Origin of the sequence: Chitinophaga pendula, from assembly GCF_020386615.1 — a bacterium.
GTDB lineage: Bacteria > Bacteroidota > Bacteroidia > Chitinophagales > Chitinophagaceae > Chitinophaga > Chitinophaga pendula.
Genome location: NZ_CP077769.1, coordinates 3,170,703 through 3,197,450, shown reverse-complemented (window position 1 = coordinate 3,197,450; position 26,748 = coordinate 3,170,703). Strand labels below are relative to the sequence as shown.

Here is a 26,748-nt window from a genome sequence, read left to right as displayed (position 1 = left end):
CATGAGACAGTTGGGATACATAGCGTCACTGAGTGCCACCGCCTGGCTCATCATACACATCGCCCGGTGGTACGGATATCCGCTACCGTATGTCAATGGTCAGCTTACTGACCTGCTCGCTACCCCGCTCATTGCATCCGCTTGTGTCACCGTCATACGCTACTGGGTGCTGAAAAACAGCAACTATCGCTTACCATTACCTTATATACTGTTCATCGCCGCATACCTCTCTATTGCCTTCGAATGGATCATGCCCACATATACTACCCGCTACACCGCCGACTGGCTCGATGTAGCCGCCTATTTCACAGGTGGCCTGCTTTATCATTTCTTTATCACCGCATATCAACACCTCACGAAAACGGCTTTCTGAAGAAATTAGGCTATTTTAGCAACTCACTTTACGAAGCGCCGCAAGATGAAACTGTTTATGTTAATGTTGGGATGCAAACCCCAGGGCAGACACACAGAACAACACGATATCTTTTTCGGGATCGCTAATACCCTTCGCGAACTGATACCCGATATCGAAGCATTCTGGCCCGAAGCAGTGGGTAATATCCATATCGATGCCTGGCGGGAAGTCAATCACGTCAACGGATACAGGGTACAGGTAGACCCCCGTAAAGAAGCACAACCTGCTCAACAGCAGGAGGGAAGCCCTCGCCTCTTCTTCATGAACCTGGGTGGCTATAAGGAAAATGAATTCGACGAATTCCACTATCGTATGCTCGTCGCTGCACCCGAAAAAGGCGCCGCTATCCGCTTCGCCAAAGCCACCGCGTTCTACCAGCATACCGGCTTCAAAGGCGCCGAATCTCATATCGATGATAAATATGGCGTCGATGTCGACGACCTCTACCAGATAGAGGAAATACTACCCGCATCCACCAAAGACAAATACATCATCAGCCTGCATCCCCAAGAGGATGTAACAACAAACGATCCCATCCAGATGGGATACTTCCGCCTCAATAAATTGTAATAAGCACCCCACCTGCAACATAGTGTTACCGTATGAACAGATCAGGTATCAATACCAGAACCTACAACGATAGAAAATTAGTAAAATGGCTCGCCTGCCTCCTCCTGTGTAGCAGCATAAGCAGCCTCAGCAGGATCGCGGAAGCACAGGTGAAAGTGCCCGACATGGTTAGTAAAACTACCGCCCGTATCGGCGTATTCTCGGTAAAGGATACCTTGTTCTTTAATGATCCCACTACCGGCGATATCCGCTTTCGCCTGCAACTACCTGCCGGATACCAACCGTCCTATGCCGCATGGAATCCCACGGGTACCTTGCTGGTCATCTCCGGCAAAACCACCTCCACCACCGTCTATCAAATTACAGCCGACGCTGCCGTTAGCATAAAAGAACTGCCCGTCCGCTCTCAGGCCGCCACGTTTAACCACCAGGGTGACCGGCTATATCTCTTTCATTCCAAATCCATCCTCAAAAGCCACCTCTCCGTTTTCAATACCCAATCCTGGGAAAATATAAAAACGGCACCGGCGCCTTTCAATCTTAAAAACTTATCCGTACTCCCGGGAGATGCCCTCCTCACATATACCAGCGGCGGCCTAATCAAAACCGTTCACACCGCCGATCTCAAAGCCCACAAAGTATATTGGGAAACAGCGCAGCAAGACATCATGACCAGCCATCCGGCTACCCCCGATCAACTGGCCTCCGCCACTCCCAAAGGTGTCATCCAGATCCGCAAAATGCCGCAAGACGCTATCGTCACCGAAATAAACGGTCATATCACCCGCATCAAAGCACTCGAATATAATCCCGCAGGCAGCTTGCTCGCCAGCGCCGATAAATATGGTAAACTCTTCGTTTGGTCCCTGGCCACCAAACGCCCCTTACTGTTTAAAGAGAACATCATGGTACCGCCTCACTGGGATACCACCGGCACCTTGTTCGTACAGGACACCGCCCGCCCTTACATCCGCCATATCCTCTTCCGGCCGGAAGACAGCACCAACACGCCCGTCAATATCCCTAAAGGCAAAGGCTGGTTCGGCGCAGAAAAAATGTCAAGGTTCAACGCCATCCCACAACCGGTCATCGACTACTCACCGGAAACCGGCATCATGCTCGGACTTTCCGCTAGCTTGCTCGTAAGACCCATCGATACCGCCAACGCAGGTGCCACCTATCGCCCTTCCATATACACCGTCTCCGGCGCATATGGCTTTGGTGGCCAACAGATCCGCCTCGGCCTCTACATGGACACCTACACGAAAGCCGGTTGGCACTTCGAAGAAAATATCTCCTACAACGCTCACAACCGTAACTATTACTTCGGCATCGGCGGCGCCTCCTCCCGGGAAGACAAAAAAGTATATCGCTCCAATACCTTCAACCTCAACGGTGGAATATATAAACTGCTGCACAACGTGTACAACGTAGGGATCAACTACCACCTCCGCCATGACACCAAATCCAGCTTCGAAGACAAATCAACACCCAACCTGCCCGAAGGCATAGGTGGTACCCTCCTCGGTATAGGCCCCGTACTGCGCTACGATAACCGCGACAATATCCTCTATTCCACCAAGGGCAGCTACCTCGATATCTCCTTCTTCCGATACGGCATATTCGGCATCGGCGATTTCAACTTCAATAAAATAAAAGTCGACTACCGTAAATATTTCCCGCTCAGCAAAGCAGACCACCCCGTAGTCATCGCCGTGCAGGGACTGGCCGATATGACCTGGGATGGACAAGTACCGTTCTACAACCTCCCGTATTTTACTTCCGACAGAACACTGAGAGGCCTCTGGCGCAACCTATATGTAGACAACCAGATCATTACCGTGCAGGCAGAATTGAGAGGCTTCTTCTCTCAGGCAGATCCTCGTATAGGCTACTCCGTATTCGCAGGCGCCGGCGATGGCTCCCGCAACTTCTTCCGTATATATTCACCGGATATCAAATTCGGCTATGGCGCAGGGCTGCGCATACAGATAGTACCGAAAATAAAAATGTACGCTAGAGTAGATTATTGCTTCACCAGTCAGGGCGACCAGGGTTTCTTCGGTGGTATAGGTACTGCATTTTAATAGTAGAGAACAGGCGGGACTGCCAGCACGGCAAGCCCCGCCTGCCGCTTATCCGCGTAAATGAAAAGCTTTTGGATGCGTAAAGGCGCGTATCCCCTGGTGCGACAATGTCGAGCCAATACCCGATTGCTTACGCCCACTCCATGGCACCGGCGCACTTACTCGGTCACAACAGTTCCAGTAGCCCGTTCCCACATTCAGCTGCCGTAACAACTGTTTCGCCCGGCCTTCATCATTACTATATACACCGGCCGTAAGTCCATAAGGCGTATCCTGCATCAACGCCAGCGCTTCCTCATCATCCCGCACCTTCATGATCCCGATAATAGGACCGAAACTCTCCTCCTGCATCACCTGCATCGTATGATCCACCTCCGTCAGCACCGTAGGCGCAAAATAATAACCCTTACCAGCTACCGCTTGCCCGCCGGTCAGCACCGTAGCGCCTTTGGCGCGTGCATCCGCTACCTGCGCTTCCAACGTCGCCACCTGCGCCTGCCGCGTCAGCGGTCCTATATAAACGCCGGCAACAGTCGGATCGCCGGTCTTCCAGGAGCGTACCTCCTCCGCAAACGCCGCAATGTAGGCATCATACACCCGCTCATGCACATAGATCCGCTCCACCGCACAACAGCTCTGCCCGTTGTTATAAAAAGCGCCGTCCGCCGTACCGGCAGCAACTGCCTTAATGTCCGTAATATCATCCGTCACATAGATCGGGTCCTTACCTCCCAGCTCCAGCTGACAGGGTACCATCTTTACCGCCACCCGCTCATAGATATGCTGCCCCGTTCGGTAAGAACCTGTAAAGAAATAACCGTCAAAAGGTAAGTCCAGTAATAGCTCCCCCGTCTCCTTACCGCCGATGCCTACCTGGAATACCTCCGCCGGCACCCCAGCTTCCTGCAACAATCGCGCAATATGCAAACCCGTCAGCGTCGCATATTCCGAAGGCTTGTAAAGCACCGCATTGCCAGCCAGCAATGCCGGCACGAACACATTCACTCCTACCAGGTAGGGGTAGTTCCATGCCGAAATATTACAGATCACACCTAATGGCTCATAACTGATCACCTCCCGCAACCCGGGCTGCGTCGTCATGACCTCATCCGTCAGGTACTGCTCCGCATGATCGGCTAACCACTGCACACGGCTCCTCGCCCCATTCACCTCGTTGATAGCCTGCTGCAGCGGCTTACCGGTCTCCGCCGTCAGTGTAGCCGCTAGCGTATCCCGCTGCTCCTGCAGTAACTCGTTGAATCGCCGGATGATAGACGTACGCGCCGGCAGCGGTAGCGCTGCCCATAGACCGTGCGCCTGCCACAGCGTATTGTATTTGGCCGTAAGCGAGTCCAGCGTATCCGCTGTCAATGTAGCTATGATGGCTTCCGTCGCCGGATTGATAACTTGCATGAATCGTGATTTTTATAGATTATAATGATTGGATGGCCGCCAGAAAAGCAGCGGCGATAGATTGCACAAAAGGACTCTCCGGTTCCCGCATCCGCTCCGGATGCCACTGCACCAGGCATAGGAAAGACGCATCCGCAGGATGCTGCCGCTCCAGGGCCTCTATCACCCCGTCCGGCGAAAGCACACTGGCCACCAACCCTCGTCCTACTCGCCCCGCCGACTGATGATGATTACTGTTCACCTCCCCCGAACCCGTCTGTAAAATGCCATACAACCACGACGAAGGGTCCACCTGCACCGCATGATAACGGTCACTGCCATCCGCCAGCTTCGCATGCGAAAAATGACCCCAGGTAGGAATATCTGGCACCAGCGTACCGTCAAAGAACACATTCGCAATCTGCAACCCCCGGCAGATACCCAACACCGGCAAGCCTTGCTGCTCCGTATAACTGAGCACATTCAACTCAAATTCATCCCGGGCCTCATTGATATCATCCGGGTAACAATAAGGCAAATATCCCGGCGCTCCGTAAAACCGCGGATGTACATCCTCCCCGCCAGTCAATACCACACCGTTACATCGGGAAAGATCATCCAGCCCGTGCGCAACAGACAACCGCAACGCCGTTACCCCTGGCAGACTGCGTAATATCCAGGATGCATACAACGCATACTTGCTGCAATCCGTAATACCGATAGTAATAGGTACACTCACAGATAAAAATTAATATGCAGTTTGATAAAGTTGTTTAAAATCCTCCCGGCTCACAGGCTTCGGATTATTCGGATGCGCAAAGTCCGCAATAGCTAGATCAGCCAGCGTATCGATATGCGCCGCTGCTACACCAATATGACGTAACCTGTCCGGAATACCAAGACGGCCATTCAACTCCCGCAGATATTGTACCACCGCATCCCCGCTCTCTTCCCGCAGCTCCAGCGTCCGCGCAATCCGGCGGAAAGCATCCTCCTGGCCGCCTACATTAAAGGCCATCCCATAAGGCAGGTTCACCGCATTAGCCAACCCATGATGCGTATCCAGCAATGATGACAACGGATGCGCCAGCGAATGCACCACACCCAATCCCTTCTGAAACGCAATCGCACCCATCATAGAGGCCATCAGCATATCACTGCGCGATCCTTCATCCGGCCGCAAAGTAGCCCGCTCAATAGATTGACCGATCAGCCGGATACCTTCCAGCGCAATACCCTCACAGATAGGATGAGGATTCTTCGCTATAAAAGCTTCCAGGTTATGCGTCAGTGCATCCATACCCGTAGCCGCAGTAATAGCAGGGGGCAACTCCATCGTCAATAATGGGTCCGCAAACACGATCCTGGCCATCAGCTTCGGCGAGAACAAGATCTTCTTCTGATGCGTCTCATCATCCGCAATGATCGCACTACGCCCTACCTCACTGCCCGTACCCGCCGTAGTAGGCACCGTGATAAAATGCGGTACATCATTCGTCACATATACATCGCCACCGATCAGATCGTCATATTTGAACAGATCCTCCCGGTGATATACCCGCAACACAACCGCCCTCGCCACATCTATCGCCGCACCTCCACCAATACCGATAATACAATCACTGCCACGCTCATCCCATACATCCGTACCCTTGTATACATCAGACTTCACCGGGTTCTTGTGGATGTCGGAAAACACCGTCACGTGCAGCTGCCGTTGCTCCAGTGATTGCCGTATCTGCTTAAAAAAAGGCAACTCCGCTACCGTCGGATCGGTAATGATCAATGGTCTGCTGAGCTGCTGCTGCCGCAGGTATTCCGGCAACTCCTGTATTGCGCCGGTGCCAAATCGAATGGTCGTAGGAAAATTAAATTGATATACTTTGCCTGTCTGCATGAGATGGGTATTTAAATGATCTCAAAATATCTTTTAAGCTCCCAGTCCGTCACCGCCTTCGCATACTGCTTCCATTCCCACTCACGGCTCTGGGAAAAATGTTCAACAAATGTTTCGCCCAACAGCTCCTTCGCTATCGCAGAGGCCTTCATCTGCTGGGTCGCCTCGTACAGGTTACGGGGTAACGTACCGTGCGCAAAGTCCTGGTACCCGTTGCCCACCGTCGCCGGCTGATCAAGCGAAAGCTGGTGTTTAATACCATACAAGCCCGCTGCCAGACTACCCGCCAGCGCCAAATACGGATTGGTATCCGATCCGATCACCCGCGTCTCCAGCCGCGCCGACTTTTTGCCGTGCGGCAACACCCGCAAAGCCACCGTACGGTTGTCCACCGACCAGGTCAACGTAGTCGGCGCCCAAGCACCTTCCACCAGCCGCTTGTAACTGTTCACAGTAGGCGCAAACAACGGCAACAGGTGCGGCAGACAGTACAACTGCCCGGCCACATATTGTTTGAATAACATACTCATATGTAAAGGATCCCCCGCATCGTAAAACAGGTTCTCCTGTCCCTGCGCATCCCACAAACTCTGATGTACATGTCCGCCGCAACCGGGCAACGACTCATGCCACTTCGCCATAAATGTAGCCATCACCCCGTGCTGATAAGCGATCTCCTTTACCGCCGTCTTGAACAACACCGCCCGGTCCGCTGCCGTCAGTATATCCGTATGCGCTATAGCCGCCTCATATACGCCAGGACCCGTCTCCGTATGCAACCCCTCCAGCGGCACATCAAAAGCCTTTAACCACTCAAACAGGTGACGGATATAATCATTCTTCAGCGTCGTCCGTAAGATCGAATAACCAAACATCCCCGGCGTCAGCGGCTGCGGCTGCTGAAAACCTTTACCGTGCAGACTGTCGGGTGTCTCCGCAAAATTGAACCATTCAAACTCCTGCGCAAATACCGGCGCATACCCCATCCGCTCCGCCTCCCCTAACACTCGCCGTAATAACTGACGCGGACATATCGCCAACGGACCTCCGTCGCCGTCAATGAACTCCCCTAGCATAAAAGGAACATCCTGCTCCCAGGGTATCTTCCGGAATGTCCCGGGGTCCAGCCGCATACCGGCATCAGGATACCCCGTATGCCAACCCGTATAACGGGTATTGTCATACGCCGCATCCTCCATATCCCAACCGAACACCACATCGCAAAATCCCATAGACCCGTCCAGCACCGAGCAAAACTTGTCCACAGAAATGTATTTACCCCTCAGCACCCCATCCATGTCTGCCACCGCCAGCTTCACCTTCCCCGAAGGATGCTGCTTAATGTAATCCAATATCTTCTGATCTGTCATACAATTGTTTAGTGTTAAAGAACTTGAACGCGATATAAGAAAAGGCCAGTATACCAAAGTATATCAGGCTGAGTCTGACATTGAAAATACACATCGCCATCAACGACACCCCGGCGATACACAATACCAGCACCGGCAACAGGGGATAGAACGGCGCCCGGTAAGGACGTGGCAGTAAAGGCTGCCGCCGCCGCAATATTATCAACGACACCATCGCGATAATATATATGGTCAGCGCCCCAAACACAGAGATCGTAATGATCTCGCCGGTCCTGCCAGAAAACAATGCCAGCACTCCAATCACCATATTACCCACCAATGCATTGACCGGCGTCCGGAATCGAGGCGAAAGCCGGCCTATAAAAGCTGGAAAATGACCCACCCGGCCCATCTCATACGTAGCCCGACCCGCCGCCAGTATCAACCCGTGAAAAGACGCCACCAACCCAAACAAACCCACCGTGATCAACAGGTGGTACATCAGCGTATTGTCACCGGTGATCCGCGCCAGCGCCAGGGGTAGGGGAGAGTCCGAGGTATCACCACTCACCCCGTTTTTATATACAATGGCCTCCCAGCCGGCAACACCTGTAGAAAACATAAACACCAGCACACATAATACCACCAGCGTCAGTATCGCCGCCCCAAATCCGCGGATGATCGCCCGCTGCGGATCTTTCGTCTCCTCCGCCACATTCGCCAGCCCCTCTATCCCCAAAAAGAACCAAATCGCAAATGGAAGCGCCGACAACACTCCCGTCCATCCGTGCGGAAAAGCATTCGCCGCCAGCTGCGAAAACCGGAAATGTGGCGCCGTAATACCGGCGAATAACAATAATTCAAATACCGCCAGCAACGTCACAATGATCTCAAAAGTGGCGGCAAGCGTCACCCCGAACACATTGATAGCAGTAAAAAGAAAGTAAACACTGATGGCACTGACCAATATCGGTATCTCCGGGAAAAATGCATTGAGATAAGCGCCTATAGCAAAAGCAATAGCAGGAGGGGCAAACACAAACTCTACCACCTGGGCAATGCCGGCTATAAATGCCAGCGGCCCTCCCAGGCTCCGGGCAGCATAATCATACACACCACCAGCCCGGGGAATCGCACAAGCCAGCTCCGCATAACTGAAAGAAAAGGCCACATACATCACCATGATCACACCCGTCGCAATCGCCATCCCTAACGTGCCGCCTTGCTCTAATCCCAGGTTCCAGCCAAAGTACATCCCCGATATCACATAACCAACGCCAAGGGCCCATAACGAAAATGGCGTAAGCGCCTTCTTAAAACCATTGTTACTCATAATAAAATAAGTCTGTTGCTTGAAGGATGATGAGAATTGGGCTGACCGGTTGTCAAGTAATATAAGCAAATTAATTCACAGGCTTTTCCTCCTGCTACACAATAAAAAAGCGGGTGCCGGCAATATCGCCCGGCACCCGCCTCAAAAAAAATGTATCGTAAAATAAAAGCATCGCATCCGTATCCGCTATGCTGATATGTAAATAGCATGCTCGTCAGAAAGCACCAGGAAGTGCCGGTCGATCCCGGCCTCCATCGGTACTTACAATATTTCGCCATCACTTCGCCCTGCACAAAATTTGCACCTGACTACCAGCCTATGCCGTAATCCTCCCCGTTATTACTGCTGCCACCCCATAGACTGCCGTGCAGCCAGTCAAAATAAATAGCGTTGATAGGGCCACTCGTACTAGGACTATACTTGGCGTCATATCCCATCTGCAACAATGCCTTACGCGTGGCCTCCGGCGTATTGTTATGCAGTAGTATACTGCCTGGTCTCGGCTGACGATCCTTCATATCCGTACCACCAAGCGATAACCACAATTGATTACTGTTAATATTGGCCGCCTCCGTCGCCTGCTGCACCGTCATACCGAATTCTACCACATTCAGGAAAAACTGCAATAAGTTCTGATCCTGCGTATCGCCTCCCTGTACAGCAAAAGAAAGAAATGGCTTCCCGTCCTTCAATGCTAGCGAAGGCGTCAGCGTCACCCGCGGCCGCTTACCGGGGGTCAGCACATTAAATGGATTCAAGACAGAATCCAGCACAAAACTCTGTAACCGCTGACTCATCCCCACACCCGTCTTACCGGCTATACAGGCTGGCACCCATCCGCCACTGGGCGTAATAGACACCACCCATCCCTCCGCATCTGCCGCTTCCACACTGGTCGTCCCCCGCCATAAACGGTCCTGGTAAGCACTGTCCGCCGCCTGCCGCGCTATCAGCGGCGCCGCCGGAGTAGTAAAAGTGATCACGTCATGCGTAGGCACAAAACGCGAATCCTTTTTTGGTGCCGTCGTATCCGTCAGGCGCGCACGCGCCGACAACAGATTCAGATAAGGGTTGTTACGGCCTTCAAAAGGGTAGGGGTCCCCAGGACCAATATTCGGATCATTATGATCCGGCTTGATCAGCTTCGCCCGCTCTTTCGCATATGCCTTACTCAGCAACCCCCGGATAGGAGAACGGGGCGTAAAAGCAGGATCGCCATAGTAAAAATCCCGGTCCGCAAATGCCAGGCTCATCGTCTGGTAGATCGTATGGATATAGGCAGGAGAATTGTAACCCATGCCTTTCAGGTCTATATGCTCCAATATATTCAAACTCTGTAACATCGCCGGCCCCTGCGTCCATTCCTGCAGCTTGTACACATCAATACCTTTGTAGTTGACATGCAAAGGTGCCTCCTCAACAGGCCTCCATTTCGCAAGGTCCTCCATCGTGATCAACCCGCCTTGCTCCTGGCATCCCCGCACAAACTCCCGCGCAATGTCACCTTTGTAAAAACGGTCATAAGCCGCCATGATCGCTGCCTTACGACCCTTTTTTTGCCGCAGCGCGTCCCGCTCCGCCGTGACCAGCTTACGTAACGTCCCCAGCAGATCCTCCTGCTTAAATATCTCCCCGGCTTCAGGAGCCTCCCGCTTAGCGCCAGGATGTGTCAGGAACACCGCCTTGCTGTAAGGCCATTGTTTGATATGCGCCTTCCCGCGTTCAATACTATTGGCCGTCTGCGCTTCAATAGGATAACCGGCAGCCAGCTCCATAGCCGGTGCTAATACCTGCTCCAGGCTCATCGTACCATACTCGGCCAGCATATAACAAAGGCCGCCGGGTGTACCGGGCGTAACCGCCGCCAATGGCCCGTACTCCGGTGGAAAATCATAGCCCTTCCGCTTGTAAAAATCTACTGTCGCCCCACCGGGTGCCACCCCCAGCGCATTGATCGCTATCACCTTCCCCGTCTTAGGATGGTAGATCAACGCCTGCGTCTCACCTCCCCAACTCAATACATCCCACATCGTACAGGTAGCTGCCAGCATCGCACAGGCAGCATCTACCGCATTACCTCCCCGCTGAAAGATCATAGCCCCGGCAGTAGCCGCCAGCGGCTTACCCGTAATGGCCATCCAGTGTTTACCGTGTAACGGTGGCTTCTGCGTTTGCTGTGCAGACAACCCCATAAAAAAAAACAGTGAAATGGAGAGTAGTAGTATTCGTTGCATAGTGATAGTTATGAAAGCGTGATAACAGCTAAAATAAATAAAAAAGCGCCGTGCCGGGCCAAAAGTATCCTCCCGACCGCCCCTATAACGCCAGCAATACAACAAAACAACGTTATATTTTACTTATACTATCCTTTGTATAACTGACTGATTGGTAAATTATTATTAAACCCTGCATGGGTTTTTTCTTTATATTTCTGAAATATTATTAGCCCCACCTGCCCGACACCCCTATTTTTATTCCGGCTGAATTCCTGAAGTACTATCCACACTGACACAACCTATTATTTACCTCAAAGATCCACGAAATGAAAAAACTACTACTGGCAGCCTGCTGCACACTGGCATTACTGTCATGTAACAAAAATGTCCGGCAGGATGCCACCGAACCCGTTACTCCGTCCGGACGGGAGGCCATCACCAACGCCGTACAGGTTACCAAAAACACCAACAAAAAGATATTCATCCACTGGATGCCCTGGTTCGAAACACCAGAATCCCGTGGCGCCTGGGGCTATCACTGGAAAATGAATAACCGCAACCCGGATATCATCACCAATGGCAAACGGCAGATCGCCGCCCACTACTATCCCAAGACCGGCCCCTACGCCTCCGCCGACCCGGATATCTTAGAATACCAACTACTCCTCATGAAATACGCAGGCGCAGATGGTGTCTTCATCGACTGGCCCGGCACCCGCCAGCGATACGATTATCCGGACAACCTCGCCAACTCCAACGCCCTCATCAACAAACTGAACGACGTCGGCCTGCAGTTCGCCATCGTCCACGAAGACCGTAACTGGGACCCGGGCATGACCGATGGCGCACATGGCGACTTCGTATACATGCAGAACAACTACTTCAACCAGGGTAACTACCTCCGCATGAACAATGGCCCGGTAGTACTCAACTTCGGCCCCATCACCTTCCACCAACCGGCCGAATGGGACCGCATCCTCTCCGGACTGAACCCTCGCCCCAAAGTATTGCCGCTATATGGCTTCACCAACCAGGTAGGGGCCAACAACTCAGGCGGAGAATACCCTTGGATATATCAGGACCACCCGACCGTCGTAGATAACTACTACGCTCAAGCCGCCAGCTTCCCCTTATCCATCGGTGTCGTATACCCCGGATTCCGCTCCTTCTACGCTGAAGGCGGCGCCGATGGCCCCACCTGGCAGATCGCACACAATGGCACTAGCACATTCTCCTCCCTACTGGATAAAGCATTGCGCTCCAGCACCGCCATCATCCAGTTCGCCACCTGGAACGACTACGGCGAAGGCACCATGATAGAACCAACAGACGAATTTGGCTTCTCCTTCCTGACCACCATGCAGCAAAAATTGGGCGTACCCTACGGCCAACGAGAACTGGACCTCATCTTCAAACTTTACCAGTACCGCAAACAATACAAAGGCAACAGCAACGTACAACAACAGCTGAATCAGGTATTCACCCACCTGACCAACCTGCAGGTCAGCAACGCCGAAACATTACTCAACAGTATCAATGGTAACCCCACTAACCCCGGTGGCGGCAGCGGCGTCTTCATCAAAAACAGATGGCTCAATACCTACCTGTATGAAGAAAATGGCCGGGTAAAATATAGCACCGGCAATAGCGGTAACCAATACAAATGGATACAGGAACAGGTAAATGGCCACCTCCGGTTTAAAAACCTCGCCACCGGCAACTACCTGAATATAGAAAACCAATATAGCTATGTGGAAAGCTCCGCCTTACCTAATACCTTCTATAGCGGCTATTGGGTGCTGGAAGATTACAATGGATACAAAAGGATAAAGAACGAATGGAAAGGCACCTATATCAATCTCGAAAACCAAAACGGATCAGCACAATGTACCGCTGTACCCAACTTCTTCGAGAGTGGGCACTGGACCTTACAAAATTGATCCTGCAAAACAGATCATAAGTCTGATCAAAAGGGAACAGCCAGGTATTACAGCCGTCATTGACAGAGCAATGATGGCTGTACCTTTTTATCATAAAAAAAGCCGCTGCTGGTATACCAGCAACGGCTATCATAAATGGACAAACAAGATCATCAGAATCCCCAGCGGCGCATCACCTGGTAGTCTTCCTTGATACACGCCAGCGGCGCAATACCCTGGTAAGACTCCTGCTCAATAATGAAATGTTTAGTACCGCCGGACTTTAATCCCAGGTCGATCACCTCCTTTACCGGAATGATACCCTTACCCAGGATAGTGCTCTCATAACCACCACCCATCTCGCCTTTGTTCGCAGCTTTGATCTCATCCTTCACATGCATGGACTCAAATCGGCCGGGATATCGCTTAATGATATCAAGCGCAATACCACCGGCATGATACATGTTGCCGATATCCAACTGCTGCGCTACCAGCGATGGATCCGTGTTCTCCAGTATCAGGTCGAACAGCTTCTTCCCGTTCAACTCCGTACTGAATTCAAAATCATGGTTATGATAACCGAACTTCATACCGGATTGCTTACACAACTCCCCGCATTTGTTAAACACATCCATGTAAGCCTTGAAATCATCATAGGTCTTACGCAAACTCTCATCCAGCCAGGGGCTGATCACCAGTTGCTGGCCTACCGCCGCCGCATCTTCTACCGTGTACTTCCACGCATCCGTGAAATCTTTTTTACCGGCATCCCAGTGCTGCTTACCCAACACCGTATGCCCGCTGGGCATCTTAAGCCCCAGGTCATTCAGCAGCTTCTTAAATTCCGCTGCACTGTAACCATAAAATTTCCGGTTCACATAATTCGCGTGCTCTACATTTTTATAGCCCATAGCGGCTACCTGCTTCAACGTACCCGCAGGGTCCTTTTTCATGTCCTCCCGGATAGAATACAGCTGTATACCCAGCAATCCCTTGGCTTTATAAGAGGCGTGCAATACGTTGGGGAACAAAGCAACACCGGCCGCCGCCAGCGCGCCCTGCTTTAAAAAGTTTCTTCTAGATGTGTTCATAGACGTGAGTAATTATAGTCGTAGAATGAATGGACGATTATGAATGCCTTATAGCTAAATGTACACATTAAGAATGTTAAATGCAACCGGTTGTTGCAGCAACGGTATTTTAAATGGATAAAATAATAGCCGGCACACACTGTCCCCAGTGCACACCGGCTATCGCATAGCGTATCGGTCGTATTAAGCGTTGCGCTCTGTATACTTTTTGAAGTTGTCCAGGATCGCCTGCCACCCCTGTTGCTGCATTTCGATAGGATGAGTACCCTCCGGATCAAAAGTCTCTACAATGTCAGTACCCGTCGGACTGCCCGCAAAAGTGATCTTCACCTTACGGCCATCACCCATGGTGTATGCGATCAGCTCATATTCCTTTACCTCGTCATAAATACCGCCGAAATCAAAACCGAAACTGCCGTCTTTCGCCTCCATACGGGTCGTAAACGAACCGCCTGCACGCAGATCATTGGTTGCATGCGGCGTATGCCAGTCCTCAGAGGCATTATTCCATTGCTGAATATGCGCCGGCTCAGACCAGAATTGCCATACTTTCTCTACAGGTGCTGTTATGGTCGCTGAAATGGTGATAGGTGTGTGTGCCATGTATATAAGTTTGATAGTTGAGATGTACTTGTTTATTGACCGGCTATTCCGCCGTTGACAACACAAAAATAATAGGTTATAATAAATCCGGACAGGTGCGATCAAGACATGCTACCGGCCACTTCAGGACTAATTTACACCGGTCTTATTAAAGTGGGGCACTCACCTGGTAAAAAGGAATATCCCGGCGCTTATAGAATCCCAACCGCTCATATAAAGCAATCGCCCTCGTATTTGTCTTCAATACATGCAGGAATGGTATCGCTCCTTGTGCATAGATATGCCGGCATACAGCAGTAGTAAGCTGCTGCGCATACCCCTTGCCAGTATGCGCCGGATAGGTACAGACTGCACTGACCTCCGTAAAGCCCGGCAACCGGAAACGCTCCCCGGCCATCGCCGCCAACTTCCCATCCACCTTGATACCCCAATACAAACCAAGCAAAGGAGTACGCTGCCGGTAATAACCTGGCTGCACCGCCTGCACAAGTGCGTGCATCTCCTCCCAGTCATTTTCATTCAGCAATTGCAACTCGGCAAGGTGCCTTACTTCACCGGGCAATAGCTGCGGACATACCATCTGCGCACCGTCCAGCTCCCGCAGTACCGTCCACCCCGATAAAGTATCCGGCAGATCTCCCACCACAAACACTTGCTCCCCGGGCGCCATAAAAGGCTGCAATCCGGCAAGCGGAGCAGATACACGATGATCAAACCCGATAAAGGGCAATATCTCAGGCCGGAACCGGAACGCCGGCGCCTGCCCCAGCGAAAAATCATGTTGCGTATCCCGTAATGCATGCCATAGACAATTGTCCAGCACCGCAAAATCTTGCTGATCCATATAGCTGTTTATTTGAAAAATATCAAGTCATTTCCTGGAACCGCTGATAGTAAGACTGCACCTCCAACGCCCGCTCAACCGCCTCCAGCTGCTGCAATAACGCATGCTGCTCCGCAAAAAGCTGCTGATTCAAACGCGCTATCTTTTGCCATACCTGCTCGAAAGTAGGCAGATACTGCTGCCCCTTCCGGGATAATTGCAACATACGCTTACGGCTATCCGATGCTGACTTCACAGAACTGATATACCCCTTTTTCTCCAACCCCTTCGCCAAATGAATGATCGCCGGATGCGTAAGGCTCAACTCCTCCGCGATCTCCGTAATACTGATCTGCTTCCGTCGGCTAATCAGGTAGAATAACGTAAAGTACTGGATGTCGAACTGTAACGCATGGTCCTCGTATATCCTCGCTCCATCCCGGGATAGCTGGTCATACAACCGCCTCATCCGCGCTCCGATCGCCAATGACCCCAGCTCATTAATAATGTTTCCTGACATAAATGTAAATATTTACGTAAATACTTACCAAATTTAGGAAGACATTTTTTTTAAACAAAATCGGTTCGCTTTTGTACAATGCCGGAAGCGCTCAGTACAGTTTCTTTGCCGTATCAAAATCTATCAGCATGAAAAATGTTCATTGCTTGTACTACAGCATCATCGGCTGCCTTACCTTCCTATATCCTGCTTGCCGTCCCGGGCGCGACTCGGCGGGCAGAGAACTGGAAGAGGCCCGTAAAGCTATCGCCGCCAGTAACAGCATTTACTTTGAAGCATTCGCCAAAAATGATTCTTCTGTCTTTATAGACCGCTATGCGGCAGATGCCTGCATTATGGCCCCGGGAGCCCCCGTAGCCTGTGGGAGAGCAGCCATCCTCCTCTTCTTCCAAACCGCCTATCGCCAGATCGGATTGCGGAACGGCCGCTTTATTACCACAAACGTTTATGGTAACGGTAATGGTTTTGTCACCGAAGAGGGCCGCTGGGAATCCTATAACGCCGCCAACCAACTGTTCGACAACGGAAAGTTCCTCGTACGCTGGAAAAAGACAGATCAGGGTTGGAAAATGTATAGGGACGCATTCAGCAGCGATCGCTCCCAATAACACGTCCATAACAGGAATAGGAGTAAAATGCCGGGAATTGTCACCCTTAAGTGGTAAGCCATTGTTTTTAATTGTGGCTATATTTGCACTGAATTATGCTCAAGCACCTGGCTAACTTCCTTTACACTGTCATCGAGCGCTATTGGAACTATACCGTGAATGTTGGAATATCACCGGGAATGCCATTTATTGAAGCAAGGCGCACCAAATTGCTCAATCTGCTGGCGTTACCTTGTATTCCTTTCATGCTGTTATTTGCCGTAGTGAATGCCTGTCAGGGTAGATATCTCCTATCTGCACTGAACGTATCCACGGCGCTCATCAATACAGGTGTGTTATACCTGCATAGGTATCGTCTGTACCTCAGTGCCCGTAGCATCATGATCTTCTTTAGCGCCGGGATCTACACCTTCACTGGCCTGTATTTCCACAATGGAGCACAATATTTCCTGCTGAATATACTCATCTTCACCATCCTCGTATACGACAACAAATGGTGGATAGTCGCCGTCAGTACGTTGGTCATCTCGGCATTCCTGATCATTGTATTCAGCCCGCAGCATATGGCGGTCGCCGACCCCGTACCGGCACGAAGAGTATGGGCCAATGTTGCCACCTCCTTGTTCTTTATCATTATTGCCCTCAGCTTCTTTAAACATATCCAGTCCGACTATCAGCAGGAAATAGAAAAACAACGCCAGGCACTGGCCGCCATGAATAAAGACCAGGAAAAACTGTTCTCTATCGTAGCACACGATATCCGCAGCCCGTTGTCTACCCTCGAATCCCTGCTGGATATGTTCCAGAAAGGACAATACCCGGAAGGAGAAATGAAAGAAGCCGCAGCCATGCTCTACGAAAAAGTCTCCCAGCTGGGAGACTCGCTGGATAACGTACTGCGATGGTCCGCCCGTAGCATGAAAGGCATCCGTGTTCGCCCTACCCATTTCCTGCTGGCACCCCTGGTGCATGAAGTCTGTTACTTCTTCCAACTGGTCACAGAGCAAAAACATATAGAAACAGAACTGGTCATCGCTCCCGACCTGGCCATATATGCAGATGTAGACCAGGTGTCCGTCATCATGCGTAACCTCATCAGCAACGCCCTCAAATTCAGCTATCCCGGTGGTAAGATCACCGTAAAAGCAAGCGCATCCGTTCAACAGGTAGTGATCGAAGTGACCGATCACGGGATGGGCATGTCAGGCGAACAACTGGCCAATCTCTTCGTATACACCGCCTCCCCGGGTTATGGCACCAGCGGCGAACGGGGAACCGGATTAGGATTAATGCTCTGTAAAGAATTCGTACAACAGAACGAAGGCAGTATCCGCGTACGTAGCAACCCCAATGCCGGCTCCACCTTTACCGTATCGCTTCCCAAAGGGCTCACCATCAATGTTCCCGTTGTAGACTATTATAACTGAAGAAAAGCGCTTATCTTACTTCAATGGAGCATTTCAATATCAACCGGAGACGCTTCCTGAAAGGAGCTACTGCAACCCTCGCTTTGTCTGCCCTGGGCGCAAATGCAATGGATATACTCAATCCCGCTAAACCACTACGTGTAGCCCTTATAGGTACCGGCTGGTATGGCAAAAGCGACCTGTTCAGATTGATACAGGTAGCACCGGTAGAAGTGGTCGCATTGTGCGACGTAGATAAGCACCAGCTTGAAGAAGCCGGCCGCTTGGTTAGCCAGCGGCAACGCTCCCGGAAAATACCTGCGCACTACACCGATTATCGCAAAATGCTCAGCGAACAAACCCTCGATATCGTACTGATCGGAACGCCCGACCACTGGCATGCCTTACAGGCAATAGCCGCCCTAAAAGCAGGAGCACATGTATACGTACAAAAACCGATCAGCGTCGATATAATAGAAGGGGAGGCCATGGTAGCTGCCGCCAGGAAATATAACCGCGTAGTACAGGTAGGTACCCAACGGAAAAGTACCCCGCACCTGATCGAAGCCAAAAAGAATATCGTAGATGCCGGCCTGCTAGGAAAGGTATCCCATGTAGAAATGTGCTGCTACTATCACATGCGCAACAATGGTAATCCTGTCGTACAACCGGTACCGGATTTCTTTGACTACGAAATGTGGACCGGCCCCGCACCGCTGCGACCCTATGATGGCCTGCCACATGTACGCTGGTGGCGCACCTTCATGGAGTATGGAAATGGGATCATGGGAGACATGTGTGTGCATATGCTGGATACCGTTCGCTGGATGCTCCACCTGGGATGGCCCAAACGAATCAGCTCCACCGGTGGTATCTACGTACAGAAAGAAGGAAAATCCAATATAGCCGATACACAATCCGCACTCTTCGAATATGAAGAACTCAACTGCCTATGGCAGCATCGCACCTGGGGTACCCCCGACGATCCGCAATACCCCTGGGCCTTCAAGATATTCGGAGAAAAGGGTACACTGGCCGCCAGCACCATGCAATACGATTTTACACCGGTTGATAAGGACAAAGGGAAGGCAATACATGGAGATGTCCTCTTCGAAAAGGAAAAATACCCGGAAGATGTGAAGGAACCGGCCATAGAACTGAATGCCGCACCTGCTACCCGTCTCCATATGCTCAATTTCCTCGATGCCATCGCTCACAACACCCGGCCGGTAGCTGATATTGCCGAAGGGCACATATCTACCGCCAGTTGTATCCTGGCCAATCTGTCCATGCAGACCGGCCGGCCGCTCACTTATGATCCGGGAAAACGCATCATAACGGGCGATGCCACCGCCACAGACTTGTTACAACGGCCTTATCGTAGTCCCTGGCAGCACCCCGACCCCAACTCTTTCCTATAACAGCATATAGTCATAAAATATAAAACGGGTGCCTTGGCGATAAGGCACCCGTTTGGTAATAAGTGGTCGTACCAGCTTACAAATATTGTAATACGGCATCGCCCATAGCGGCAGTACCTAAGATCTTGTCAGCAGGTGTAGCTGCATCGGCGATATCCCGGGTGCGGAAACCATCCTTCAATACGCTGTCCACAGCCTGTATCACCGCCACAGATTCTTCCTTCATACCAAAAGAGATATCCAGCAGCAAAGCAGCAGAAAGTACAGACGCCAATGGATTCGCCACCCCTTTGCCGGTAATGTCGTGCGCAGAACCGTGTATCGGCTCGTATACGCCTGTACCGTCGCCTATGGAAGCAGATGCCAGCATACCCATAGAACCCGCTATCTGGGAGGCCTCGTCCGTCAGGATATCGCCAAACAGGTTAGCAGTCACCACCACGTCAAAACGGCGTGGGTCTTTGATCAGTAACATCGCCGTCGCATCTATAAACTGATGTTCCACTTCCACATCCGGATACTCAGGAGCGATCTGTTGGATCACCTCCCTCCACAGCCTGGAGGTCTCTATCACATTGGCCTTATCAACAGAACAAAGTTTTTTCCTCCTCGTCCTGGCAGCTTCAAATGCCTTCCGCGCAATACGGGCTACCTCAAAACGACTGTATTCCGCAATGTCAAAAGCAGTATCGCCGCCATTCTTACGGCCTTTCTCTCCAAAATAAATATCACCGGTCAGCTCCCGGAAGAATAATATATCAGCTCCTTTCAGTATCTCAGGTTTGATACTGGACGCATCCAGGAGTTCATCGAATAATTTAATAGGACGCAGGTTGGCATACAATCCCAGCTCCTTACGCATCTTTAATAACCCTTGCTCCGGCCTTACTTTCGCAGAGGGGTCATTGTCATATTTCGGATGCCCTACGGCACCGAACAATACCGCATCAGCAGCACGCATCTTCTCCAGTGACACATCGGGTAAAGGCTGACCGGTAGCTTCTATCGCTACGTGACCGATCAATGCTTCGTCATAAGTGAAGGCGTGTCCGTATTTTTCAGCGATCCTGTCCAATACTTTCTTGCCGACTGCCGTTACTTCTTGTCCTATTCCGTCTCCCGGAACAATTAAAATGTGTTTGCTTGCCATTCAGTGATTGATTGAAATAAGAAAGGTAGACCTGATCAGATCAGGTTTAGCATCTTCTGGGTAGCCTTGATAGCAGACACCGTTTGGTCGCTGTCCAGCCCCCGGGTCTTGAATTCCTTGTTTTTAAAATTCCAGGTAATGATCGTTTCACACAAAGCATCACTTTTACCGCCGGGAGGAATACGCACCGCATAATCCGTAAGCCCCGGCAGCTCCTGCTTTAACTTCTTATACACCTTCTTCAACGCATTCATGAAAGCATCATATTGCCCGTCGCCCTGCGCATGCTCCTCAAACGATTGCCCATCTATCGAAATACCCAACGTAACAGATGGGTGCAGGTTCTTGGAATGTGTGAGTACATAATTGTCGATCCGCACCTTCTCACTGATACGATTACTGTCCAATACATCCGAAATCACATAAGGCAGATCAGCGGGCGTTACCACTTCCTTCCGGTCGCCCAGCTCAATGATACGCTGGGTCACCTTTTTAAGGTCCGCATCAGACAACTGTATCCCCAACTGCTGTAGGTTATTCTCAATATTAGCTTTGCCGCTGGTCTTACCGAGAGCGTATACACGCTCTCTCCCAAAACGCTCCGGCATCAGATCGCTGAAATATAACTTGTTCTTCTTGTCACCGTCAGCATGTATGCCTGCCGTCTGCGTGAAAACATTCTCGCCGACGATCGGTTTGTTCGCCGGGATGCGGAAACCGGAAAAAGTCTCTACCAGCTTACTGACCGTATACAATGAGCGCTCATTTACAGAAGTACCTACCTCAGGCAGGAAATCCTTCAGTACCGCAATAGCACTGGCAAGTGGCGCATTACCCGCTCGTTCACCCATACCATTGATCGTCAGGTGAATACCCTGCGCCCCCGCTTTTACGCCTTCCAGCACATTGGCAGTACCCAGGTCATAATCATTATGCGCATGAAAATCAAAATGGATATCCGGATACCGTTGTACAATAGCACCAATATAAGCGGCCGACTCCGCAGGAGAAAGCACCCCCAGCGTATCCGGCAACATGATCCGCTTCACCGGTTGCTGCGTAAGGAAATCAAGATACCCATACACATATTCCGGCGAATGCCGCATACCATTACTCCAGTCTTCCAGGTAGACATTACAGGAAAGCCCCTTTTTCTTCGCTAGCTTGATCACATCCGCTATCTCCGCAAAATGCTGCGCAGGCGTCTTCTTAAGCTGATGGGTCAGATGATTGAGAGATCCTTTGGTCAATAAGTTCATCACCTTGGCGCCGGCCTTCTGCATCCAGTCAATAGATACAGTGCCGTCAACAAAAGTCAATACTTCTATGCGATGCAACAGGTCGTTGACCTTCGCCCATTTGGTAATCGCCTTCACGGCCGCAAACTCACCATCGGATACTCTCGCAGATGCGATCTCTATACGGTCTACTTTTACCTCCGTCAGCAACAACTGCGCAATCGTCAACTTCTCAGAGGGAGAAAAAGAAACGCCACTGGTCTGCTCTCCGTCGCGCAGCGTGGTGTCCATGATCTCTAAATGGCGCTGGATAACTGGCATATGGGTAGGGGTTATGATTTTTTTTAGTAGATACTTTTTGCCGCGAATGCCTCGATGTCTGCTTTCATCGATTGTAAATAGTCGATATCATCGTAACCATTCGTCAGGTTGTGTTTCTTGTAACTGTTGATGGAAAAGGATTCCTGTGCACCGGTAGACAGGATGGTAATGGTCTGTGCTGACAGATCTACCTCCAGCTCGGTAGCAGGATCAGCTTCTATCGCTGTGAAGATACCGTCCAGAAACGCCGGACTTACCTGCACCGGCAATATGCCGATATTTAGAGAGTTGTTCTTGAAAATGTCCGCAAAAAAGCTGGACACCACACAACGGAATCCATAATCATAGATCGCCCAGGCAGCATGCTCACGGCTGCTGCCACTACCGAAGTTTTTACCACCTACCAGTATCTTTCCGGTATAGATAGGATTGTTCAGAATGAAATCAGCCTTGGGAGTACCGTCATTTTCAAATCGCCAGTCACGGAACAAATTATCCCCGAATCCTTTACGCTCTGTCGCTTTCAGAAAGCGGGCAGGTATGATCTGGTCGGTATCTACGTTCTCAATAGGTAAGGGAACAGCTGTACTCTTAAGTGTCGTGAATTTATCGTAAGCCATTGGTCGTTTTCAGTTTAAAGTCTTATTGATGTAAAAAGCCCCGTACACAGCCTGACTATGCCAGCAACTCACGGGGATCAGTTACTACGCCGGTCACCGCCGCCGCCGCCGCTACCAGCGGACTGGCCAGCAAGGTCCTGGAGCCGGGGCCCTGACGGCCTTCGAAGTTACGGTTGCTCGTACTCACCGCATACTTACCAGCAGGTATCTTATCGTCGTTCATCGCCAGACAGGCAGAACAGCCGGGCTGACGTAACTGGAAACCAGCATCTGTCAGTATATCCAATATGCCTTCCTCTTTGATCTGACGCTCTACGATATGAGAACCGGGCACAATCCACGCCGTGACATGATCCGCCTTCTTACGTCCCTTAACAATAGAAGCAAAAGCCCGGAAATCCTCTATACGACCATTAGTGCAACTACCAATAAAAACATAATCCACCTTTTTGCCCAACATGGGCTCCTCCTCATGGAATCCCATGTATTGCAGGGACTTCTCGTAACTGGCCTTATTGCTGCCTGCGTCCACCGCAGAAGGAATATGACCAGTGATACCCATGCCCATACCTGGGTTGGTACCATAGGTGATCATCGGCTCTATATCAGCGGCATTGAAATGATACTCTTTATCAAACGTAGCGCCTTCCTCTGTTTTCAACGTCTTCCAGTAAGCCAGCGCCTCTTCCCATGCAGCACCCACCGGTGCTTTCTCCCGCCCGCGGATATAATCGAATGTGGTCTCGTCAGGCGCTATCATACCGCCTCTCGCCCCCATTTCTATGCTCATATTACAAACCGTCATCCGGCCTTCCATGCTCATCTGCTCAAATACCTCCCCGGCATATTCCACAAAATAGCCGGTCGCACCAGCAGTGGTCAACTGTGAAATAATATACAACGCCACATCCTTCGGTGTAATGCCTTTACCCAACTCACCATTCACACTGATCCGCATCTTCTTAGGCTTCGGCTGCATAATGCACTGAGAGGTCAATACCATCTCCACCTCGGAAGTACCAATACCGAACGCAATCGCACCAAATGCCCCGTGAGTGGAAGTATGAGAATCTCCGCACACAATGGTCATACCCGGCAGCGTAATGCCATTCTCTGGCCCTACCACATGCACAATACCATTTTTAGGATTACCCAGACCCCAGTGAGAAATGCCATACTTGGCAGTATTCGTCTCCAATGCCTTCAGCTGATTGGCAGACAAAGGGTCCTCTACCGGCAAATGCTGGTTAATAGTAGGCGTGTTGTGATCCGCCGTAGCAAAGGTCTTTCCGGGAAACATCACGTTCAATCCCCGTTGTTCCATCCCAAGAAAGGCCACCGGACTGGTCACCTCATGAATAAAATGCCGGTCGATAAAAAATACATCCGGTCCGTCCTCAATATTCCGGACTACGTGCGCATCCCATACCTTATCAAATAGTGTAGCGGGCTTCTGACTCATTTTGTAGAATTTTAAAAACAGTTGCTAAATTGTTAAATTTTATCCAGAATATCTGTTTTTTATTGTGGTTTTTTCTAAAGATATTAGGGAGACGCGCCGGGAACGCTAATGATCAGCTGATAAATGGCCTTTATCATATCCTAGACCTTAGTTATCAAGGACCCGGGCTGATTGAGTATCTTCGCATCGCAAAACAGATCATATGTATAATATAGCATGGCTTAGAGAAAAGGTTGGAACAACAACAGCACTGGACTATCAATATTTCTGGGGACATATCCCCGCATCTGCAGACAAGGTCGATCAGAGCGGTCTTAGTCAATGGTATGAAAGCCCCTTCATCGTAAATGGCCGCACATATCCTACCGCCGAACATTGGATGATGGCCCATAAAGCCCTCCTGTTCAATGATAGGGATGCATATGGAAAGATCATGGCAGCTGCCACTCCAGGCGAAGCCAAAGCAATAGGACGGGAAGTGAAAAACTTCTCGGCAGAAATATGGGAAGAAAATGCCTACGAACTCGTGATCGCCGGCAACATCCATAAATTTAACCAACATCCTTCCCTGTCAGACTTTCTGCTGAATACCGGCGATAGCGTCCTGGTGGAGGCTAGCCCGACAGATACGATCTGGGGAATAGGACTGGCAAAAGACAATCCCGACAGCGCCAATGTCTCAAAATGGAAAGGAAGCAACCTGTTGGGGTTTGCCCTCATGGAAGCCCGCGACTTCCTGCGCGATTTCGGTGGTTTTGAAGCGCTAAATATCCCGGCAGACCTGGAAATGCCCTGGGATGCACATCCGGATATACCGCCCATGGATATCTTCTGGAGAATGGGGGCAGGGGAGTCCATCATCGATCGTATCGCCGCCTTTTATAGCCAACTGGACAGCCGTCAGCAGGTCATCTTCCAGCTGACACATCCGCCGCTGGGAGAGTGGCTGGACTTTTACGCCGATGAAGAAGAACATATCGTATGATAAAGATGAACTAGTATAAGAAAAGCTCGCCTTTATGGGGAGCTTTTTGTTTTAAGGAATTGCAGCGACATACTTGAGTAATACAATACCAGATGGATAGGTAAGGGTTTCCCGGTGTACCAATCCCCGGTAATTCGCCAGTCCGCCGAATATCCCTTCCCCTTTTCCCAATACCACCGGGTTCACAAACAGATAATATTCATCTATCAACCCTTCCCGGATCAGCGAAGTAACAAAGGAACTACCGCCATACACTATCATATCCTTACCGCCGGCGGCCTTCAGCGCTTTAACCTCTGCCGTCAGATCTCCCTTCGCCAGCTGGGTATTTTCCCAAAGAGATGCTGCTAAGGTGTTTGAAAATACCACTTTTTGCGCCCGGACGATGTGTGCACTGACATCATACATCGGATCGTCCGGTTGGGTATACACTTGCTGTCAATAGGGGATATAGTCGATCGCCAGCTTGCGGCCGATCAATATGGTATCACTGCTGTCAAGCAGCTCCAGCACCTGCGGGCGGATCTCTTCCCAGGCCCAGGTGATCCATTGCTGTTCATCGCCAGGGCCGGTAGATACAAACCCATCTACAGAGAGCTGTACCTGTAATTTCAGCTTTCTCATAATAATAGACTATTGTTGTTGGAGATAGTGCGCTAACTTCCCGAAAGTGCCGCCGAAGCCTTGTTCCATACTGTCACGAATAGCGTGGAAACCAGCTGTAGCTTCGGGATCCGCATCAACAGGAGTGCCTGTCAGCGTAATAGTGGTAGCACCGTTATATTCACTGAAGACCAGCTTATAATGGACCTCCAGCGGAAATGGCAGGTCGAAGGGAGGCGGCACCACATTGGCATCTTCATCGGCAAAAGCATTGTTGAACTCCAGTAGATAGTGCGGCTCGATCCTGGTAAAAAGAAATCGTCCGTAGTGCACACCGCCCGCTGACACCATCCTGAAGTGAAAGATACCTCCCGGACGGAAATCCAGGCAGATCACACTGTTCTGTGTTTCGGCCGGGCCCCACCAGGCATTGAGCGCCTCGGCATTACCGAAAGCCCCAAAGACCTGCTCCTGGGGAGCCTGGAAGGTGTAAGCGAGTGTAAACCCGGTGGCTCCTTCATGGGTAGATGTATGCATGAGTAGTTTTTTAGGCGGTATTTGTTGGGTATTGATCCCTTGATTGTACGGCTGTTTCAGCATCAGCCGACAGTTAAACGGTGATCTCCTGTAATACATCTCGTCTTGTAAATATAAGCGCAAGTATTTGCTTGCGAAAATGTTTTTTTCCAGGTATAAAAAAGCGGCCGGTCTTTAAGACC

25 protein-coding genes are annotated in these 26,748 nt (G+C 50.8%); 8 read left to right on the top strand and 17 right to left on the bottom strand.

From position 1 onward, the window contains the following. Position 1: 1 nt before the first annotated feature. Genes KTO58_RS11290 through KTO58_RS11280 form a run of 3 tightly spaced genes read left to right on the top strand, consistent with a single transcriptional unit; the run spans position 2 to position 3,072 of the window. On the top strand, positions 2-373 hold the full coding sequence (locus tag KTO58_RS11290; RefSeq protein ID WP_095839259.1) for a hypothetical protein: 372 nt from the start codon (positions 2-4) through the stop codon (positions 371-373). A gap of 45 nt (positions 374-418) precedes the next feature. Beyond that, positions 419-985, top strand: a complete 567-nt coding sequence (locus KTO58_RS11285) for a DUF1543 domain-containing protein (protein ID WP_198314938.1) — start codon at positions 419-421, stop codon at positions 983-985. Positions 986-1,017: 32 nt separating this feature from the next. After that, a complete protein-coding gene (locus KTO58_RS11280; RefSeq protein ID WP_225860198.1) occupies positions 1,018-3,072 on the top strand; it encodes a BamA/TamA family outer membrane protein in 2,055 nt (684 codons plus the stop codon). Positions 3,073-3,120: 48 nt separating this feature from the next. On the opposite strand, the gene KTO58_RS11275 is transcribed toward KTO58_RS11280, so the two are convergent. From KTO58_RS11275 to KTO58_RS11250, 6 genes are all read right to left on the bottom strand, one after another. Further along, the gene (locus KTO58_RS11275) at positions 3,121-4,485 is read right to left on the bottom strand and encodes an aldehyde dehydrogenase family protein (RefSeq protein ID WP_095839261.1); all 1,365 of its coding nucleotides are present in this window, start codon (positions 4,483-4,485) and stop codon (positions 3,121-3,123) included. Positions 4,486-4,504: 19 nt separating this feature from the next. Beyond that, positions 4,505-5,203, bottom strand: coding sequence for a gamma-glutamyl-gamma-aminobutyrate hydrolase family protein (locus KTO58_RS11270; protein WP_095839262.1), 699 nt, complete (start codon positions 5,201-5,203; stop codon positions 4,505-4,507). 9 nt (positions 5,204-5,212) lie between these two features. Then, positions 5,213-6,361 carry an iron-containing alcohol dehydrogenase gene (locus tag KTO58_RS11265; RefSeq protein ID WP_095839263.1) on the bottom strand — a complete coding sequence of 383 codons (1,149 nt, stop codon included), beginning with the start codon at positions 6,359-6,361 and terminating at the stop codon, positions 5,213-5,215. Between the two features lie 11 nt (positions 6,362-6,372). Next, positions 6,373-7,731 (bottom strand): glutamine synthetase family protein, encoded by a 1,359-nt coding sequence (locus KTO58_RS11260; protein ID WP_095839264.1) that lies wholly within the window; start codon positions 7,729-7,731, stop codon positions 6,373-6,375. Next, positions 7,700-9,043 (bottom strand): ethanolamine permease, encoded by a 1,344-nt coding sequence (gene eat / locus KTO58_RS11255; protein WP_095839265.1) that lies wholly within the window; start codon positions 9,041-9,043, stop codon positions 7,700-7,702. Before eat ends, KTO58_RS11260 begins: the two co-directional genes overlap by 32 nt. 308 nt (positions 9,044-9,351) lie before the next feature. Next, on the bottom strand, positions 9,352-11,277 hold the full coding sequence (locus KTO58_RS11250) for a gamma-glutamyltransferase family protein (RefSeq protein ID WP_095839266.1): 1,926 nt from the start codon (positions 11,275-11,277) through the stop codon (positions 9,352-9,354). A gap of 308 nt (positions 11,278-11,585) precedes the next feature. Between KTO58_RS11250 and KTO58_RS11245 the strand changes: the two genes are divergently transcribed. Continuing rightward, positions 11,586-13,199 carry a glycoside hydrolase family 99 protein gene (locus tag KTO58_RS11245; protein ID WP_095839267.1) on the top strand — a complete coding sequence of 538 codons (1,614 nt, stop codon included), beginning with the start codon at positions 11,586-11,588 and terminating at the stop codon, positions 13,197-13,199. Between the two features lie 152 nt (positions 13,200-13,351). On the opposite strand, the gene KTO58_RS11240 is transcribed toward KTO58_RS11245, so the two are convergent. The 4 genes from KTO58_RS11240 to KTO58_RS11225 all read right to left on the bottom strand — a co-directional run bounded on the left by KTO58_RS11240 (position 13,352) and on the right by KTO58_RS11225 (position 16,215). Beyond that, positions 13,352-14,269, bottom strand: a complete 918-nt coding sequence (locus tag KTO58_RS11240; protein ID WP_095839268.1) for a sugar phosphate isomerase/epimerase family protein — start codon at positions 14,267-14,269, stop codon at positions 13,352-13,354. A gap of 183 nt (positions 14,270-14,452) precedes the next feature. After that, complete coding sequence (locus KTO58_RS11235) at positions 14,453-14,872, bottom strand: SRPBCC family protein (RefSeq protein WP_095839269.1); 420 nt, start codon at positions 14,870-14,872, stop codon at positions 14,453-14,455. Between the two features lie 148 nt (positions 14,873-15,020). Further along, positions 15,021-15,716: a GNAT family N-acetyltransferase gene (locus tag KTO58_RS11230; RefSeq protein ID WP_095839270.1), complete on the bottom strand. Its 696-nt coding sequence runs from the start codon at positions 15,714-15,716 to the stop codon at positions 15,021-15,023. A 22-nt stretch (positions 15,717-15,738) separates the two neighbouring features. Beyond that, positions 15,739-16,215, bottom strand: a complete 477-nt coding sequence (locus KTO58_RS11225; protein ID WP_095839271.1) for a MarR family winged helix-turn-helix transcriptional regulator — start codon at positions 16,213-16,215, stop codon at positions 15,739-15,741. A gap of 128 nt (positions 16,216-16,343) precedes the next feature. Here KTO58_RS11225 and KTO58_RS11220 point away from each other — a divergent pair, with 128 nt between their 5' ends. The 3 genes from KTO58_RS11220 (at position 16,344) to KTO58_RS11210 (ending at position 19,650) form a co-directional block, all read left to right on the top strand. Then, the gene (locus KTO58_RS11220; protein WP_095841605.1) at positions 16,344-16,823 is read left to right on the top strand and encodes a YybH family protein; all 480 of its coding nucleotides are present in this window, start codon (positions 16,344-16,346) and stop codon (positions 16,821-16,823) included. 95 nt (positions 16,824-16,918) lie between these two features. Then, positions 16,919-18,250, top strand: a complete 1,332-nt coding sequence (locus tag KTO58_RS11215; protein WP_095839272.1) for a sensor histidine kinase — start codon at positions 16,919-16,921, stop codon at positions 18,248-18,250. Between the two features lie 23 nt (positions 18,251-18,273). Further along, on the top strand, positions 18,274-19,650 hold the full coding sequence (locus tag KTO58_RS11210) for a Gfo/Idh/MocA family oxidoreductase (RefSeq protein ID WP_095839273.1): 1,377 nt from the start codon (positions 18,274-18,276) through the stop codon (positions 19,648-19,650). 76 nt (positions 19,651-19,726) lie between these two features. On the opposite strand, the gene leuB is transcribed toward KTO58_RS11210, so the two are convergent. The 4 genes from leuB to leuC are packed head-to-tail and all read right to left on the bottom strand — an operon-like array spanning position 19,727 to position 24,441. Continuing rightward, complete coding sequence (gene leuB / locus KTO58_RS11205; RefSeq protein ID WP_095839274.1) at positions 19,727-20,800, bottom strand: 3-isopropylmalate dehydrogenase; 1,074 nt, start codon at positions 20,798-20,800, stop codon at positions 19,727-19,729. 35 nt (positions 20,801-20,835) lie between these two features. Continuing rightward, positions 20,836-22,359 (bottom strand): hydroxymethylglutaryl-CoA lyase-like TIM-barrel protein, encoded by a 1,524-nt coding sequence (locus KTO58_RS11200; protein WP_095839275.1) that lies wholly within the window; start codon positions 22,357-22,359, stop codon positions 20,836-20,838. 23 nt (positions 22,360-22,382) lie between these two features. Next, positions 22,383-22,979, bottom strand: coding sequence for a 3-isopropylmalate dehydratase small subunit (gene leuD, locus KTO58_RS11195; RefSeq protein ID WP_095839276.1), 597 nt, complete (start codon positions 22,977-22,979; stop codon positions 22,383-22,385). A gap of 55 nt (positions 22,980-23,034) precedes the next feature. Beyond that, a complete protein-coding gene (gene leuC / locus KTO58_RS11190) occupies positions 23,035-24,441 on the bottom strand; it encodes a 3-isopropylmalate dehydratase large subunit (protein WP_225860197.1) in 1,407 nt (468 codons plus the stop codon). A 202-nt stretch (positions 24,442-24,643) separates the two neighbouring features. Between leuC and ybiA the strand changes: the two genes are divergently transcribed. Continuing rightward, positions 24,644-25,426 carry a riboflavin biosynthesis intermediates N-glycosidase gene (gene ybiA, locus KTO58_RS11185; protein ID WP_095839279.1) on the top strand — a complete coding sequence of 261 codons (783 nt, stop codon included), beginning with the start codon at positions 24,644-24,646 and terminating at the stop codon, positions 25,424-25,426. 51 nt (positions 25,427-25,477) lie between these two features. Here the strand turns inward: ybiA and KTO58_RS11180 are convergent, their stop codons facing one another. From KTO58_RS11180 to KTO58_RS11170, 3 genes are read right to left on the bottom strand one after another with little or no spacing between them, the layout of a single operon-like run. Further along, positions 25,478-25,858 (bottom strand): dihydrofolate reductase family protein, encoded by a 381-nt coding sequence (locus KTO58_RS11180; RefSeq protein ID WP_225860196.1) that lies wholly within the window; start codon positions 25,856-25,858, stop codon positions 25,478-25,480. Between the two features lie 6 nt (positions 25,859-25,864). Beyond that, positions 25,865-26,050, bottom strand: coding sequence for a dihydrofolate reductase family protein (locus KTO58_RS11175; RefSeq protein WP_095839281.1), 186 nt, complete (start codon positions 26,048-26,050; stop codon positions 25,865-25,867). Positions 26,051-26,059: 9 nt separating this feature from the next. Further along, positions 26,060-26,566 (bottom strand): SRPBCC family protein, encoded by a 507-nt coding sequence (locus tag KTO58_RS11170; RefSeq protein WP_225860195.1) that lies wholly within the window; start codon positions 26,564-26,566, stop codon positions 26,060-26,062. Between the last annotated feature and the right edge of the window lie 182 nt (positions 26,567-26,748).